This window comes from Oceanobacillus damuensis, assembly GCF_001618145.1.
In the GTDB taxonomy this organism is placed as follows: domain Bacteria; phylum Bacillota; class Bacilli; order Bacillales; family Amphibacillaceae; genus Oceanobacillus; species Oceanobacillus damuensis.
The window spans coordinates 146,954-163,322 of the sequence record NZ_LQNF01000003.1 but is presented as its reverse complement, the minus strand read 5'-3'; the positions used below and the strand labels follow the sequence as shown (position 1 = coordinate 163,322).

General features: G+C 41.9%; 12 protein-coding genes, 1 pseudogene and 1 riboswitch. Of the genes and pseudogenes, 4 read left to right on the top strand and 9 right to left on the bottom strand.

Going from position 1 to position 16,369, the window contains the following annotated elements; translation table 11 throughout:
- Window positions 1-293 precede the first annotated feature (293 nt).
- The 3 genes and pseudogenes from purU to A4245_RS04325 form a co-directional block, all read right to left on the bottom strand.
- Entirely contained in the window at window positions 294-1,193 is a 900-nt protein-coding gene (gene purU, locus A4245_RS04335; protein ID WP_067726027.1) for a formyltetrahydrofolate deformylase, read from the bottom strand.
- A 191-nt stretch (window positions 1,194-1,384) separates the two neighbouring features.
- Entirely contained in the window at window positions 1,385-3,433 is a 2,049-nt protein-coding gene (locus A4245_RS04330; protein WP_067726025.1) for a S8 family serine peptidase, read from the bottom strand.
- A 145-nt stretch (window positions 3,434-3,578) separates the two neighbouring features.
- A pseudogene (locus A4245_RS04325) lies at window positions 3,579-5,324 on the bottom strand (solute:sodium symporter family transporter).
- Window positions 5,325-5,563: 239 nt separating this feature from the next.
- A riboswitch (TPP riboswitch) is annotated at window positions 5,564-5,670 on the top strand.
- A gap of 100 nt (window positions 5,671-5,770) precedes the next feature.
- Between A4245_RS04325 and A4245_RS04320 the strand changes: the two are divergent.
- Genes A4245_RS04320 through A4245_RS04305 form a run of 4 tightly spaced genes read left to right on the top strand, consistent with a single transcriptional unit; the run spans window position 5,771 to window position 9,362 of the window.
- Window positions 5,771-6,385: a YkoF family thiamine/hydroxymethylpyrimidine-binding protein gene (locus A4245_RS04320; RefSeq protein WP_067726023.1), complete on the top strand. Its 615-nt coding sequence runs from the start codon at window positions 5,771-5,773 to the stop codon at window positions 6,383-6,385.
- Window positions 6,378-6,956: an ECF transporter S component gene (locus A4245_RS04315; RefSeq protein ID WP_067726021.1), complete on the top strand. Its 579-nt coding sequence runs from the start codon at window positions 6,378-6,380 to the stop codon at window positions 6,954-6,956. Before A4245_RS04320 ends, A4245_RS04315 begins: the two co-directional genes overlap by 8 nt.
- Window positions 6,953-8,611, top strand: coding sequence for an ABC transporter ATP-binding protein (locus A4245_RS04310; RefSeq protein ID WP_067726019.1), 1,659 nt, complete (start codon window positions 6,953-6,955; stop codon window positions 8,609-8,611). Before A4245_RS04315 ends, A4245_RS04310 begins: the two co-directional genes overlap by 4 nt.
- Window positions 8,592-9,362, top strand: a complete 771-nt coding sequence (locus A4245_RS04305) for an energy-coupling factor transporter transmembrane component T family protein (RefSeq protein ID WP_067726017.1) — start codon at window positions 8,592-8,594, stop codon at window positions 9,360-9,362. Before A4245_RS04310 ends, A4245_RS04305 begins: the two co-directional genes overlap by 20 nt.
- 175 nt (window positions 9,363-9,537) lie before the next feature.
- Here the strand turns inward: A4245_RS04305 and A4245_RS04300 are convergent, their stop codons facing one another.
- The 6 genes from A4245_RS04300 to A4245_RS04270 form a co-directional block, all read right to left on the bottom strand.
- Complete coding sequence (locus A4245_RS04300) at window positions 9,538-11,253, bottom strand: CocE/NonD family hydrolase (RefSeq protein WP_067726015.1); 1,716 nt, start codon at window positions 11,251-11,253, stop codon at window positions 9,538-9,540.
- A gap of 714 nt (window positions 11,254-11,967) precedes the next feature.
- Window positions 11,968-12,846 carry a glycine betaine ABC transporter substrate-binding protein gene (locus A4245_RS04290; protein ID WP_067726011.1) on the bottom strand — a complete coding sequence of 293 codons (879 nt, stop codon included), beginning with the start codon at window positions 12,844-12,846 and terminating at the stop codon, window positions 11,968-11,970.
- 17 nt (window positions 12,847-12,863) lie between these two features.
- Complete coding sequence (locus A4245_RS04285; RefSeq protein ID WP_067726008.1) at window positions 12,864-13,694, bottom strand: ABC transporter permease; 831 nt, start codon at window positions 13,692-13,694, stop codon at window positions 12,864-12,866.
- Window positions 13,691-14,887 (bottom strand): quaternary amine ABC transporter ATP-binding protein, encoded by a 1,197-nt coding sequence (locus A4245_RS04280; protein ID WP_067726006.1) that lies wholly within the window; start codon window positions 14,885-14,887, stop codon window positions 13,691-13,693. The genes A4245_RS04285 and A4245_RS04280 overlap by 4 nt, the downstream gene beginning before the upstream one ends.
- A gap of 37 nt (window positions 14,888-14,924) precedes the next feature.
- Window positions 14,925-15,395, bottom strand: a complete 471-nt coding sequence (locus A4245_RS04275) for a thioesterase family protein (protein ID WP_067726004.1) — start codon at window positions 15,393-15,395, stop codon at window positions 14,925-14,927.
- A 2-nt stretch (window positions 15,396-15,397) separates the two neighbouring features.
- Window positions 15,398-16,366: a 3-hydroxyacyl-CoA dehydrogenase NAD-binding domain-containing protein gene (locus A4245_RS04270; RefSeq protein WP_067726002.1), complete on the bottom strand. Its 969-nt coding sequence runs from the start codon at window positions 16,364-16,366 to the stop codon at window positions 15,398-15,400.
- Window positions 16,367-16,369: the final 3 nt, after the last annotated feature.

Sequence of the window (16,369 nt, the reverse complement as noted above, 5' to 3'; positions counted from 1 at the left end):
ATAACAATCTATTATTCTAAAATAATCATTTGGAACTATATTCGTGATTATCTCTGATTCTATTTACCTATTAGGTTAAAACAGATTGCTGCGAATGATAGGGGATTATGTTTTCGGTATCTAGTAAAAAGGGTGTTATGTCTAAATATTAGAGGGAATCTACTATGTTTAATGCTATTTTTTGCAGTTTTCAAACGTATTAACAATTATTCCATAAGAATGCAAAAACTCCCCATCAGACAGCAATAAAAAATATCTTGCTGTCTGATGGGGAGCATCTACTATTTTTTCTTTTAAAAAACGATCGTCTTATTCTGATGCACAATGACCCTGTCTTCCAAATGCCATTTTACTGCCCGAGCAAGCACACTCCGCTCGATGGACTGGCCAATTTTTTTCATATCTTCCTCATTATCACGGTGGTCGACCCTGCCGATATTCTGCTCAATGATCGGACCCTCGTCCAGGTCACTCGTTACATAATGGGAAGTTGCCCCGATCATCTTTACCCCGCGCTGGTATGCGCGCTCATATGGCTTTGCTCCAATAAAAGCTGGCAGGAATGAATGGTGGATGTTGATTATCCGGTTTTCGTACCCCCGGACAAAATCATTCGTGAGAATCTGCATGTAGCGCGCAAGCACAATCAGGTCCACATCATATTGCTTGAGCAGCTCTTTCTGTTTATCTTCAACTTGCTTGCGTATTTCCTTGTTTGCAGGGATATAATAGTACGGGATACCCAGTGATTCTACCATTTCTCTTGATGTTTCATGATTGCTGATGACAAGAGAAATATTTGCCATGAGATCGCCGCTTTGCCATTCCCAAAGAAGCTCGAGCAAGCAGTGTGGTTCTTTCGAAACAAAGATCGCCATATTTTTAAGTTCACTCACATACATGATTTTCCAGTCCATATGGAAATTCTCTGCCAGTGGAATAAATGACTCTTCCAGCTTTTCTTTCCGACTTTTAAGGTTCGGACAGTCAAACTCAACCCGCATGAAAAATTCCCCACCGTCAGGGTCTATTGTATATTGATTGGAAGCTACAATGTTTGCGTCGTGTTCATATAGAAATTGAGACACTGCCGCTACAATTCCCGGCTGGTCTGGACACTTGATTAAAAAACGAGCACGGTTTTCATTTTTATCTTGATATGCTTTTATTTTTCCTTCAGAGTAACTGTTCATCATCATATTCCCCATTTCTTTCCAGGATGGTGCCTGTCACTTCCCGGTTTTTGTCATAAATTGTCGATTACAGCACCGAAATACTGCATATCTTTAATATACATATTAAAAGGCTGCCCTGCTTAATGTCCATACTAAACATTAATTCTTGCAGCCTTTTTATTCGACAAAATTCGGGGAGTGACAGGCACCTAACTAAATAGGCTGCCTAGCCAGTCAATTATTGTTACAAATAAGTTTCCGATAAAGTTGAAGAAACGCGTAAAAATGTTTTTGCTTTCGCTCTCTTTTTCTTCTGTATTTTCTTCGTCTTTTTCTTCATCTGATCCTTCATCAGCCTGTTGAGTCAGCTCGAATTGTTCTTTTTCTTCCGCTTCGTTCTGTTCCGAGTCACTAACGTCTTCCTTATTTTTCCCTGAATTAAGCGAAGATCTGATTTTATCTGAATCAACTGGGTTAGCATTTCCTCGGCCACTCGTTTGTGATGCTTTTTCTGCAGCTGGTCTTTTGGAAGGAGACTCTTCAGTAACCTCATTATCTTCTGAAATAACCCCTTGTTCACCATCGGTACCTTTTGAATCATCGACTGTGTCTGATACGGCGGGCTGCTCCTCTTTCTCGGAACTGTGTTTTCCCTTAACGGAGCTCAATTGCTCCTCCTTAGGTTTATCTGTTACAGGTGTCACGGCCACTTGCTCATTATCAGAATCACTAGTGCTGTTCTGTTTCTTTTCATCTTGTTCGTTATCCAACGTTGCTTCATCGTCTTTTTCTTTAATGGTAACTTCTTCATTATTTCCTTCGGGTTCCTCAGCTACTGTACGTGCCGTAAAGGATATACCTTCAGATTGGTTTCCGAAAATGTCCTCGGTATAAAAAGTAAAGGTATATTCCGTATCAGCTTCCAATCCCTCCACGAAATAAACAGCTTCTTCATCCTTATCAACAGTTGTTAGATAGGAATCATCCCAGTAGATGGCGACCGAAGAAAAATCCTCATCTTCCGGGTTTTTCCACCCTATTGAAAGAGAATCAGCAGTTGATTCATTCACTTTAATGTCTGCAACTTCTCCGGGAGCAATTTGATCATCAGGAGTGTAGGTAATAAATCCATGGCCGTAAAGTGGATCTCTTCCTGGCTCTCCTAAATCTTCAGTATGGTTAATTAGTTCTTCCCGGAGTTCACCATTTGTCATCTGGGGAAACTTTTGCTTCAATATGGCGAGCATTCCGCTCACATGCGGTGATGCCTGTGATGTACCGCTTCCCATCCCATATGAATCATTCAAATAAGTGCTGATAATATTGAATCCAGGTGCGGAAAATTCCACTTCCGCCCCAGTTGAAGAAAATCCGGCAATGTTCAAACGTCCATCTACAGCGGAAACCCCGATAACACTATCATACTTGGCCGGATAGGTGACACTGTTTCCATCATTGCCACTTGCTCCAACGACAAGTATTCCAGAGTCATACGCCTCATCCAGCATATTTCGCAATGCTTCGCTGTCTTCGCTATCCTTTTCATAACCTAAGGAAAGATTAATAATATCCATGTTGTTTTCAATGGACCATTCAATAGCATCCACTACATTGAATATCCCACCTTTACCATCAGCATCCAGTGCCTTGACAGCATAAAGGCTGGATTCTGGGGCAATACCAACAACACCAATATCATCCCGCTTTGAACCGATAACGCCAGCCACATGTGTCCCATGGCCATTATCATCCGTCCATTCTGTTGTATAATCAACCGCTGAATATCCACCAGCGATTTCCAGATCAGGGTGTGAGGAGATGCCAGTATCAATGATTGCTATATTAATTCCCTTACCGGTAAAACCTTCTGCCCATGCAAATGGGGCACCAGTTGATTGTATATTCCAATGTTCTGTTTCGTTTACGCTATCCGTCCCGGAAATTTCTGTAATTGTTTGAGCAGTATTTGATAGTTTTATAGCTGCATTATTTTCTATGTACGTAATATTGGGATTGTCATAGAATTCATTTAGATTATTTCGGTCAATAGTTACGGCAACAGCGGATATGCGACTAAAATCAAAATCCAGCTCACTACTTTTTTCCAATATTACCTGTTTCCCAGCTTCATTTTCATACCCTATGATCACCTCAACCTCATTACTATCCATACCATATGAGGTTACAGGGGCAAATGAAATGAGAACAAATAAAGAAAAAAATAGACACATCAGACGACTAAACGCTACTCTGGACAATTATCAAATCTCCTTTTCTATCATTCAATCTTTTAATCTTTTAATCTACTATACTAAATTTTAAGGTGCCTGTCACTCCCCGAAATTTGTCGAAAACCGAACAGTGCCAGGCACCGCCCGAAATTTGTCGATAAGTATTGCAGCATTAAATCTGCAATTTTTCTTGTTCGTTTTCCGCTACTGCATGTTTCTGGTTCCATAATTTTAACGCAAGGAAATAAAGCAATGCTGTAACAATCACCAATGCGATGCTGGCAGGCCAGAACCACTGGGAAACAATACCGTCAGCAAATGCGAGTCCAATCGGTGAAAACAGAATATACACAAACACCATCAATCCAAACAGCAGTATTGAGACTGGAACCGCATATTTCCATGGAGTCGTATTTACTTTTGCATTCGCTTTAAACACAAAATCCTTAGGCAATGGTTTGACTTTTCCTGCCACAAGCATAATAGCTACTTCAATAACAAATAACATTCCAGAGATGTGAATAAAGTTAATTGGCACCTCCACATTAAAGAAGGCAGGTAATCCCCATAGCAGCATATAATAGGTAATCACATGAAATATAATGACTATCTTTGGTCCAATTGGCGGTACCCGTTTTGCAAAAATCCCGACTAGAACAATAGCTACGATCGGTATATTGAAAAACCCCGTGAACTCCCTGATGATGTTCCACAATCCATCCGGAGCCCGTAAAAGCAATGGAGCAATGAAAAACGTAAAGAGTGCAAGGCAAGTGCCGAACCACTGACTTACGCGGATCATCTGCCTATCGGTAGCATCCTTTTTAATCGCTGCCTTGTATATGTCATATGCAAACATCGTAGAGGCACTGTTCAATAATGAATTGAAGCTCGATAATACTGCACCTAGCAATACAGCAAGGAAAAAACCCGTTAATAACGCGGGAAAAAGATCATTTACCAAAGTTGGATAGGCTAAGTCCATCGTTGCCAAGGAAGGCCCATACAGATGGAATGCGATCACCCCAGGGATCATCATCATGAACGGAACCATTATTTTCAGAAATCCTGTAAGCAGCACCCCTTTTTGCCCTTCCGCCAAACTCTTTGCTCCGAGGGTTCACTGAATAACATACTGATTGGTCCCCCAGTAAAAGAGATTCATAAAAATCATCCCGGAAAATATCGTGCCAAACGGGACTGCGTCATCCGCTGAACCAATCGCATTCAATTTTTCCGGATTTTCTGTAGAGATTGTTTTCATCCCTTCCACCATGCTTCCATCCCCAAGGGCAATAAACCCAAGAATCGGGATGAGCAGACCAACAATAAGAAGACCAATCCCATTCAATGTATCGGAAATAGCGACCGCCCGCAGACCGCCGAAAATTGCATAAGCAGCACCGATGATCCCGATAATCCAGACAACAATCCAAAGCGCCTGCTCAAGGGAAATCCCCAAAAGCTCCGGTACATTGAACAGCTGAAGCACGGCAATTCCACCTGAATACAGTACAGATGGTATCGTTACAAAGGCATACCCAAGCATAAACAAAATAACGACATATGTACGCGTCCCATTATCAAATCGGTTACTCAAAAACTGAGGAAGTGTCGTAAAAGCTCCACCGAGGTAGCGCGGTAATAAGATTAAAGCCAAAATAATAACAGACAAACCAGCAGTTACTTCCCATGCCATATTGGATAAATTGGCGTTATATGCCTGTCCGTTCAACCCAACCAATTGCTCTGCGGACAAATTTGTCAGCACCAGCGATCCAGCAATGAAGCCACCAGTCAATCCGCGACCCGCCAGGAAGTACCCATCTGAATCACTCACCGTATTCTTCGTTTTCACATACGAATACCATGCGACCAATCCCATAAAAAAAGCACAGGATATAATTGTAAATAACATGCTGAATCACCCACCTTTACCTTGTAGTGTACTGAATAAATCAGATAGGCTTTTATACCCGCTTTCATTGGAGCTGAAACCGGCAGTGGCAACATACTGGCCATTCGACAAAATCCGGGAAGTGACAGGCACTGTTCGGTTTTCGACATAATTCGGGAAGTGACAGGCACTACAGTCGGCACTGCTGTCTTTACATCGGTCATGTATCGTGTTAGGCTATAATTAGAAAATTTCATAATTAGTAGCGCTGGGGGAGCTGTTTGAACGGCTGAGAAGAACTGTTTTGTTCTGACCCTTTGCACCCGAACTGGATAATACCAGCGTGGGGAAGTGCGGTCGACATGTATATCTGCATTTTTGCAATAGTAAAGATACCTACAATAAGACTGCATTCCCCCGGGATGCAGTCTTTTTTATTCAAAAAATTTAACGAGGAGGAAATTTACATGGTCAATCAAAGTCAAGCATGTACAAAAAGCGATATCGCAGGAGCAAGCTTTTCCATTCACCCGATGAGCAATCAATTTATCGATATCATCCTGGGTGCACTTGAGGAAGTCGATACTTCCAAGGTTCATATGAAAACGGATGACGTTACAACAACAGTAAGAGGGAAGCTTGTCCATGTATTTGATGTAACAAAAGCAGTCTTTCTTCACGCAGCAAAAACCGGAGAACATGTAGCATTTCAGGCAACCTATTCCCTCGGGTGTCCTGGAGATTCCCAAGGCGAGGCATACATGGCGGAGGATGAAACACCTCTAAATTTTGAAAGTGTAAAAGACATCAAACAACCAGTCGCATCCAAATTTTCACTTTACCCACTAGGCGGCGGAGATTATATGGATGTGATCTATGGACAGATTGAAGCAATGAAAAAACATGTTACCGTATCCCCGGCACATTATTCAACACGTCTGGATGGAGAGGCCACAGCGATTTTTGATGGGTTGGAACAGGTCTTCCAGGCAACCGTTGAAGGCGGATCAAGTCACACCGTTATGACCTTATCGATTTCAGCAAACAGCCCTTCCCATAAAGGAGATGCAGCAAATGGCTAATTGGAGATTTAAGGAAATTGTTGTGATGGCAGCACTATCTGTCGTTTTTGGAGTTGTTTACTTAGCATTTTTACCTCTAGGCGGGGTTCTGGTCGGATTTTTTGGACCAATTGGTTATGATTTCATTTTTGGTATTTGGTTCATCGTTTCCATTATTGCAGCCTATATCATTCGGAAACCTGGAGCCGCATTTCTATCCGAAACGATTGCGGCAATGGTTGAAGTATTAATTGGGAATGCAATAGGACCAATGCTCATCGTTACCGGGATGGTTCAGGGACTAGGTGCGGAAGCTGCATTTGCTGCAACCCGCTGGAAAAATTATTCCGTATGGATACTGATGGCTGCCGGTGTCGGTTCCGCAGTGACTAGTTTTATCTATGGATATTTCATGAGTGGTTATGCGGCACTTGCACCTGGCTATGTGACCGCCATGTTCATTGTCCGTATGATCAGTGGGGCATTGATTGCAGGACTGCTTGGTAAAGCATTGAGTGATGGGCTGGCACAAACTGGTGTCCTGTCAAGCTTTGCATTAGGAAAAGAATACCGAAAGAAGAATGCGGCATGAAACCATTTGTGGAAGTAAACGGGCTTTGCTTACGTTTTGAAACGAGTCAAAGCAATATTCTATCCAATATTAGCTTCAAGCTAAATCCTGGTGAAAGTGTCTTATTACTTGGCCCAAGCGGAAGTGGAAAAAGCACATTAACTTCCTGTTTAAACGGGCTGTTCCCCCGTGAATTGGATGGTGAGATGGAAGGCGACATTTTTATCGATGGTAAAAGAACAACCGATTACCGACCAGGTGAACTAAGCAGACAGGTCGGAGTTGTTTTTCAGGATCCGGAAACACAGTTTTGCATGCTTACTGTTGAAGATGAAGTAGCGTTTGGGTTGGAAAATATCGGTGAAGAATTTGAAGAGATGTCAGCAAAAATTGATGCTGCCCTCTCACTGGTTCACATGCAGGAATACAAAGAATCTGCCATTGCATCATTATCTGGCGGTCAAAAGCAAAAACTTGCCCTTGCATGCATACTTGCCTTGGAGCCATCCCTGCTTATTTTGGATGAGCCTACTGCCAATTTGGATCCCATTGCAACAAAAGATTTAATTGAAACAATCAAAAATTTGCAGGGGAAAATTCCCTTTGGGCTGATCATTATTGAGCATAAGCTGGAAGGCTGGACCGATTTAGCGGAAAGATGCCTCCTGCTGAATCGCCAAGGCGAAATCTTTTATGATGGTTCATTACGCCATGCAATACGCAGAAATCGTCTGCAATTGATGGAACAAGGCATCTGGCTGCCAAAAACGGCACAGTATTTATTAAATAGCCAGCCGGACTTGGAGGAGCTTCCACTCACCGTTGAGGAATTTTCCAAGTTCGCTTCCACATTAGTTAATGTAAAACCACAACCGAGGAAACGCACAGCAGCATATACGGCAGATACGATTGTTGAAACACATGATGTCACATGGTCCACAAAAAGACGAGATATCATAAGCAATGTCTCCCTCATGTTCGGGGACGGGGAATTTATCGCCATTGTTGGAGCGAATGGCAGTGGGAAAACCTCTCTTTCCAGGATACTTGCAGGCATTCAAAAGCCCTCTTCCGGAAGTGTCATGGTAAAGGGAAAAGCATTGAAGGATTGGAAAGAATCGCTTCTGCGCCAGGAAATTGGGTATGTTTTTCAAAATCCGGAGCATCAATTCATTACGAATACTGTGTTTGAGGAGGTTGCATTCAGTTTGCAACTAAAAAATGAAAACAATATGGAAGAAAAAGTCAATTTGATATTGGAAATTTGTGAACTGCTTGAGCTGAAGCATGAACATCCTTTCTCATTAAGCCAGGGGCAAAAACGCCGCTTGAGCGTTGCGACGATGATAGTGGACGATCAATCCTTCCTGCTTCTCGATGAGCCTACGTTCGGCCAGGATGCACATTCAAATGCTGAGCTAATGCACCTATTACAGCAGCGTCATCAATCAGGATCGACAATTGTAATGATCACGCATGATATGGAAATTGTGGACCAATATGCAACGAGGGTCATCGTCATGAATAATGGAGCGCCTGTCGCCGATTGCCCGCCGGAAAAGTTATGGGACATGACTCCAGAAAAATTAAAAGAATGGCAGCTTGAGCTCCCTGTCTCGGTCCAGATTCAAAAAATATGTGAAGAGGAAGCTTATTATGTTTCTACAACGTCTTAATCCAAGTTTAAAAGCATTGACGATATTGTTGTTTGTTGTACTGCTGGCATTAATTTTTGATCCTATTACACCGTCGCTGTTTCTGATTTGGACAGTATCCATTACATTTTTATTTGGGAAAGTGGCATGGAAAAAATATGTATTGTATTTTATACCTTTTATGATCTTTGCTTTTGGAATGCTTTGGACGACTGTCATCTTTGCTGATGCACCAGCAAACAAAAATGATATTCTTCTGATATTTGGCATGGAATACCCAAGGGAATCCATTCTTACCGCTCTTGCACTTTCCTTGAGGGTGCTCAATGTTGCAGCACTGTCCTTGCTGTTTATTTTCACAACAAACATTGCTCATTTTATTCTGAGCATGATGCAGCAATTGCGATTGCCGCCTAAAATTGCTTATGCTGTCTTGGCTGGCTATCGATTCCTGCCCATGATGCGTGACGAAATAAAAATTATTCACGATGCACATCGTGTGCGCGGGGTGAACCAGGCGAAAACAATTAAGGAAAAATGGAATAATTACAAACGCTATTCCATTCCGCTGCTTGCAAGCGCAATTCGTAAAGCCGAAAGAACTGCGATGGCAATGGAATCGAAAGGATTTACAGGGGATAAAGACAGAACCTTTTACCGCCAATTTACCATCAGGAAAACAGATTGGTTCTTTCCATTAGTAATGCTGATTGGATTCACCACAGCCGTGATCGTTTCCTTCGAGATGGGATTTCTGAAAATATTTAGTTGATGTTGTGACTGCCTGTCCCGAGCTAAGGACAATCTCTTTTTTTTGGGAAGTAGGCAAAACATGAATAAGGGCAGGAAATCTGTTAACGATTTCCTGCCCTTTAATAATATTCGACAAAATCCGGGTGGTGCCTGGCACTGTTCGGTTTTCGACAAAATTCGGGGAGTGACAGGCACTAGTTAATGATTGGTAATATTACATGTGATGGGTGTTCTTGGTCATGGTAGATTTTTTGATTGGATGTTACCATTTCCGTTGAATCAATTGTTGTATTCCCTGTTCCTGGATTCACATCGTATCGTGGAAAACTGCTTGATGAAATTTCAATTCGAATGGAATGTCCAGGTAAAAATACGTTGCTTGTCGCCCACATATCCACATCCAACTCAACGATTTCCTCTGGTAAATGATTATTACCCCCATTACCACCGCGATATTTAGCCCTAATAACACCGTCTGTCAGGTTATAGGCAGTTCCATCAGGCATAACATCAATAAGTTTTACAACAAAATCTGTATCATGAGCATCGTATGAAGCCCAAAGCTTCATCTTGATCCAACCGGTCACTTCGACAGGAGTATCCAAGACTTCTGATGTATAAGTAAGCACATCATCCCGTTTTTCCAACTCGCTCTGATCACGTGGCCCAGCACCTCTGCCATTGTAAAATAATACGCCACCACCAGTAGTTGGAACAGGATGATTCGGATCATGAACATACGAATCCGGTGCTTCTTCAGCTGGATCATTTTTAGACAGTGATCCATTTTCATGTAAATAGTACGGTGTATAGACGGTCCGCTCCAACGGCCATGTTTTTTCAGAACGCCATTTATTTTCTCCCATGATAAAGATTTTCACAGGATCCTCATCTTCAGGAAGCTGCTCGAAATCAGCTTTCAACCAGTAATCAAACCATTTGATATGCAGTCCTGTTATATCTTCTTTTCCTTCTATGGAATTACCTGAACTGTTAATGCCAAAATTACGCTCGCCAAGTTCAGAATGAAACATGCCATGACCCCATGGCCCGATAATCAATTTCTGATTATTGGCAGATCCTTTCATCGATTCATAATTTCGGATTGTAGCGTCTAAAAAGTTATCATACCATCCAGCAAGATGATATGCCGGAACACCTAATTCACTTGGATCCCCTTTGAAGCTGAATTGCTTCATAGCATCCTTTGTGAAGTCCTGATGCAGATATTTTCTGAAAAACTCCACAAGTTCCGGATGCTTTTTGACCGGTGGCCACTCTTTAACAGGCTTGAATCCATGCCATTCATCCATCTTATCCAAATCATTCGTAATCTCCTGTATCGTATGTTCATACTGTTCAGCTGACTGTTTACGCTTCAGATAATCAGCAGCAACAGAATCCAATACCCATGTTTCTGTGGAAGCCAGCATATGCACACCACTCTGTTTAAAAGCATCACCAAATATATGACCAGTCATAGCAGGAAAAATTGCTTTTAGAGATGGTGGTTGCTCCATCAAGGCATACAATTGCGTAAAAGCATAATAAGATAATCCGAACATACCGACCTTACCGTTGGCATATGGTAGTGCTGCTGCCCACTCGACCGTGTCATATCCATCTTTCAACTCCTGTACAAATGGCTCAAATTCTCCCTCAGAAGCAAATCTTCCGCGTACATCCTGGATGATTACAACATACCCATTCATGGCAAGCCTAATAGGATCGATATACCGGTGTGAAAAATTAGGAAGATTTTTATCATATGGAAGACGCGTAAGTAAAACCGGATATTTACCATCGTCATTTGGCCGATAAATATTGGCATATAATTTTATTCCATCACGCAGGGTACATGCAACTTCTCGATCTACAATAATCTGGACATTTTTACTCGTTTCATTCATTGTTCTACCCCTCACTTGTTATTAAATATTGCTGTTTTCTAAAAGTTTGAGATGCGGTTACTCGTTCACCAAAGAAATTGTTGTTTATGACAAAAAATATGTTAACTGCGACGTAACTTAATTAATTACAATTGGATTTGAATAAGCCGTGACGCGGGAAAGGTGTCTTCGGCGACCGCTCGGGGAAATACACTGCGCTTTCCACGGGCGGCTGGTGAGCCAACTTGCGCTAAAGCGCTACGTTGTCTCACCTATTCCTTTCTTCCCGTAGGAGTCTCCGTGTATTCCCCCGAGCTTGTTTGAAGATTACTCTCAATTACTACCTGTGCAATAGCTAAACTAGCAACACACAGTTTCACCAGTCCGGGTGAGCGGCGGGCGGTGACTCCTCGGAAATACAAATCAATTTCCTTCGTGCGATGTGAAAGCTGACGAAGCTTTCCTTGTCCTGCGGGAAAAGCACGTGTCCGAAGACCAGAAGAGTGGTTTTCTCTTCGGGGCTGAGGCCGTGCCCTAAGGATGCGCACCCGCCCAGAGCGATCCCGAACGGCGGCAAGAGCACTTATCTCCACGAATAAACTTAATTTACTTCGCATTTTATATCAACTCCCGACTACCATTAAGCAACAAACATTACAAAAAAAGCCTAAGATAAAGGAATAGACACGTTGAAGCTCTTGAAGCTACAACATGTCCATCACCTTCTTTTAAAGATTACTCTCCAAGCATTTCATCTACTAAATCCTGATTGTTGTCGATCCATTCCTGTGCTACTTCGGCAGAATCACGACCTTCATCTTCAATCTGCTGGATCATATATTCCACATCATCAATCGAAATCGTCCAATTGCTTAGGAATTCATACACATCTGGAGCATTCTCTTTTAGTTCATTATTTGCGATAACCTCAACAGATGCACTGTTAAAGTGGCCACGATTTTCTTCAACAAATTTCAAATCAAATTTATTGAACATGGTATGTGGGCGCCATCCATAGAAAATTACTGGTTCTTCCTGCTGCATCAAGCGCATTGCCTGTGCAATCATACCTCCTTCTGAGGAATTCACCTGGTTTATGTCAAGTTCATAGTCAGCAATCATTTCATCAATAATTCCAGTTGCACTTGCACCTTCTTCAATGGAATACATTTCGTTTTTGAACAGTTCTTCATTCCCTTTGATATCTTCTATAGAATTTATATCTTCCATATAGGTAGGGACAACCCAACCTGCATCTGCTCCATCATAGCTAACAGCAACACTTTCAATGTTTTCACTGTATTTATCCAAATAAACTTCATGTGCCGGGAGCCATGCATCCATAAACACATCGATATCTCCTCGGGAAAGTCCAATATAGACGTTACCTGCATCTGCACTCGTTTGTTCCACTTCATATCCCATATCCTGCAAGATAAGGCTCGCTACTTCTGTTGGTGGTACAGTACTTGTCCATGGAGTTACACCAAAGGTAATGACAGGTTTATCTCCTGATTCCTCATTTGCCGCATTTGATGTTTCATCACTTGATGAACATGCTGCCAGCACTAACACGGTTAGCAATACTGTTAAAAATAATAATTTTTTTCTCATCCATAAAACTCCTCACGTTAAACTTTTTTTGTAATTCCTTGTGTAATTCGGTCCAGCAAAATGGCCAATACAACAATCGCAAGTCCACCAGTCAATCCAAGACCTACATTAACCTGGGATATACCTGTCAATACGGTTGATCCAAGTCCAGGTGCACCGATCATTGATGCAACTACTGCCATCGATAATGCCAACATAATCGTCTGATTGACACCGGCCATAATGGTTGGCATAGCAAGTGGCAATTGCACTTTTAGCAATAACTGCTTTGGTGTTGATCCATATGCCCTGGAAGCTTCAACGACTTCTTCAGGTACTTGTTTAATACCAAGACTTGTCATTCTTACTGCTGGTGGTGCAGCAAATACAAATGTCGCAATTACTGCAGGCACTCCTCCTAAACCAAATAATAAAATGGAAGGAATCAAATAAACGAATATTGGTAATGTCTGCATAAAGTCAAGAACTGGCCTGACAATTTTATCAATGATTGAATTCGTTGCACTTAAAATTCCGACTGGAACACCGAAAATGATGGATATTACTGTTGATACAATGACAATTGCTAGTGTCTGCATCGACTCATCCCATAAATCAATCGATCCGATAAATAAAAATCCAATGACAGCAAAAAACGCAACACCCTTTCCAGATATCCACCAGGCAAGCAGAACAAAGATAAGCGCAATTACTTCAGCTGGTGTAGCAATCAAAACATTTGTAACGGAATCTACAAAAGATCGCAGAATGACACTGATTTCATCAAAAAAACCACTAAAGTTTGGCAGCAGCCAATTATTTACAAAATCGTTGGTAACATCCTCGAGCGGGAAATTGAAATAATTCATTCTGTTTCCTCCTCTCTTTCCTTACCAAGTACAAGACCTGAAAGGATTGATACTCGGGAGACAATCCCACTTAATTTCCCTTCATCTACTACTGCTATTGGATATTTAGCCTCGGCAGCTATTCCGACAAGATCATTCAGCAATGTATCTGAAGATGTTATCGACACATTATCTACTAGAACGTCTTCCATCGGTATGCCTTCTTTGTAAGCCCGAATAGCATCATCAATGGTCAGCAGGCCTTTGAAGTTCTTCTCCTTATCTACGACAAAGATACTTGAAGCGCCTACATCTTCCATTTTTCTTACAGCCACCCGTAAACCATCCTTATAGGTAACGAGCACTTCGGGTTTTTTCATAACAACGCTGGCATCCAGAACTTTGGAACGATCCACATCTTTAACAAAACTTGAGACATAATCATTGGCAGGATTTTCAAGAATCTCTTCCGGTGTGCCAATTTGAACAATTTCCCCGTCTTTCATAATTGCAATCCGATCGCCAAGTTTTAATGCTTCATCAAGGTCATGCGTAATGAACAGCACTGTTTTTTCCAGTTTATTTTGCAGACGGATCAGCTCGTCCTGCATTTCTTTACGAATAATCGGATCGAGTGCACTGAATGCTTCATCCATTAACAGAATGTCACTGTCGTTTGTCAGTGCACGCGCCAGTCCGACACGCTGCTGCATACCGCCACTCAACTGACTCGGATAACTGCTTTCATAGCCTTTCAAGCCAACATCTGCAATTGTTTTTTCAGCACGTTCCTCGCGTTCCTGTTTATTAATACCTTGTAGTTCCAGGCCATACGCGACATTATTCAATACGGTACGATGCGGCAACAAACCAAACTTTTGAAACACCATCGCAAGTTTTTTACGGCGTGTTTCGATCAGCTTATTTTTATTCATCTGGGTGATGTCTTCCCCGTCGATGTATACCTCACCACTCGTTGAATCAATTAGCCGGTTGACCAGACGAATTAAAGTTGACTTACCACTTCCGGATAGCCCCATAATAACGAAGATTTCTCCTGGTTTTACGGAGAAATTCGCCTGGCTGACACCAACTGTCATTCCAGTCTTCTTCAAAATTTCTTCTTTCGTTTCCCCATTATTCATTCGTTTAAGACCTTGTTGAGGATGGGAACCAAAAATTTTCGTCAGATTTTTTACTTCAATCTTATTCATGCTTCTTTTCTCCTCTTTTCTTTTGTCTATGAACGAACTATCTCTTTATCCCTATTGTCCGTCCTGCTTGTATCGGTTTTTCCATTTCCTTATCCCTGTTATAGATTTCAATGATTTTTTCATTAACAGCTTCTGGAAATGGTGCAGGACGATTACTGGCTGCATCAATTCCCATCAGCATTTGCTCACTTGTTGCAATCCGTTGTCCTTCTTCATTGTTCATAAGAAAAATTCCATGGACTCTTTTTGCATCCATATCAAGGAGCTGAAGGGAAACCGTGAGTTTTTCTTTTTCATGTGCTTCCTGTAAATAGCAAAGATGGGTTTCCAATGTGAAAATCGTATAGGCATAACGTTCCCTTGCATCGGCATCGAGACCGATTTTTTCCATCCAGCTATCGACAGCAAGGCTGAATATCCTCGCATATTCGGCATCATTCATATGGCCGTTATAATCAACCCATTCAGATGGAACATGACAAGCATATTCAAAAGACGTATGATCCATTGTTAGCCCCCTATCGATTCTTCTTTCTTATTAAACACTGGCCAGTAATCTGCTACTAATTCCAATTGTTTTACTAAAAATTCGTTTCGCATTTCTTCAAGTTGGGAAATAGACATATTACCTGCACTGCTTTCGCAACCAGTAATAACTTTGTCCTTCAGGTCATCTGTTAATTCCGGCGCCACAAGCTTCGTCCATGGCAGTTTCAATGCCGGGCCGAATTGCTCCAGCATATGACGCATTCCTGCATCTCCACCAGCAAGATGGAATGTCATGAACGGTCCCATTTGTGCCCAGCGAAGACCAGCACCGTAAATGATTGCCTTATCGACTTCCTCTGTTGTCGCGATACCATCATTAACCAAGTGAAGTGCTTCGCGCCATAGTGCTTCCATCAGGCGGTCTGCTATATGCCCCTCGATTTCTTTATTGACAATCAATGGTTTCATTGCAATATCCGTGAACAGAGCTTCTGCTATTTCAATCGTTTCTTTGCTCGTTTTGTCTCCTCCTACAATCTCAACCAATGGGAGGATATAAACAGGATTAAATGGATGTGCAACAATCAGTCGGTTCGGATGTTGCAGTCCGTCCTGCAGTGTGCTTGGCATAATTCCGGAAGTACTGGAGCCGATAATAACGGATGAGCGAGTGCTTGCATCGATTGACTGAAGCACGCTCTTTTTCAGGTCTTCGCGTTCCGGTACATTTTCCTGAACATAATCAGCATCAACAACAGCCTCTTCCAGGGTTTCTGCAAAAGTTAAGTTGTCCAGGGAAGCATTTTCACTTATCCCAAGCTCCTTCAAAGAAGGCCAAACGCGATTGATCATTGCTCGCGTACGTTCTTCTGCACCCTCTGCAAGATCAAATGCAGTTACTTTATATCCTTTTGCTATAAAACGTGCTATCCATCCGTTGCCGATCACACCTGTACCGACAATGGCAATATTTATTATTTCCTTATTCATCAA

Bases quoted from the DNA above. Each gene is read 5' to 3' on its own strand.
- purU (WP_067726027.1), bottom strand. From the start codon at position 1,193: ATGAACAGTTACTCTGAAGGAAAAATAAAAGCATATCAAGATAAAAAT.
- A4245_RS04320 (WP_067726023.1), top strand. From the start codon at position 5,771: ATGGTCAATCAAAGTCAAGCATGTACAAAAAGCGATATCGCAGGAGCA.
- A4245_RS04315 (WP_067726021.1), top strand. From the start codon at position 6,378: ATGGCTAATTGGAGATTTAAGGAAATTGTTGTGATGGCAGCACTATCT.
- A4245_RS04310 (WP_067726019.1), top strand. From the start codon at position 6,953: ATGAAACCATTTGTGGAAGTAAACGGGCTTTGCTTACGTTTTGAAACG.
- A4245_RS04305 (WP_067726017.1), top strand. From the start codon at position 8,592: ATGTTTCTACAACGTCTTAATCCAAGTTTAAAAGCATTGACGATATTG.
- A4245_RS04300 (WP_067726015.1), bottom strand. From the start codon at position 11,253: ATGAATGAAACGAGTAAAAATGTCCAGATTATTGTAGATCGAGAAGTT.
- A4245_RS04290 (WP_067726011.1), bottom strand. From the start codon at position 12,846: ATGAGAAAAAAATTATTATTTTTAACAGTATTGCTAACCGTGTTAGTG.
- A4245_RS04285 (WP_067726008.1), bottom strand. From the start codon at position 13,694: ATGAATTATTTCAATTTCCCGCTCGAGGATGTTACCAACGATTTTGTA.
- A4245_RS04280 (WP_067726006.1), bottom strand. From the start codon at position 14,887: ATGAATAAGATTGAAGTAAAAAATCTGACGAAAATTTTTGGTTCCCAT.
- A4245_RS04275 (WP_067726004.1), bottom strand. From the start codon at position 15,395: ATGGATCATACGTCTTTTGAATATGCTTGTCATGTTCCATCTGAATGG.
- A4245_RS04270 (WP_067726002.1), bottom strand. From the start codon at position 16,366: ATGAATAAGGAAATAATAAATATTGCCATTGTCGGTACAGGTGTGATC.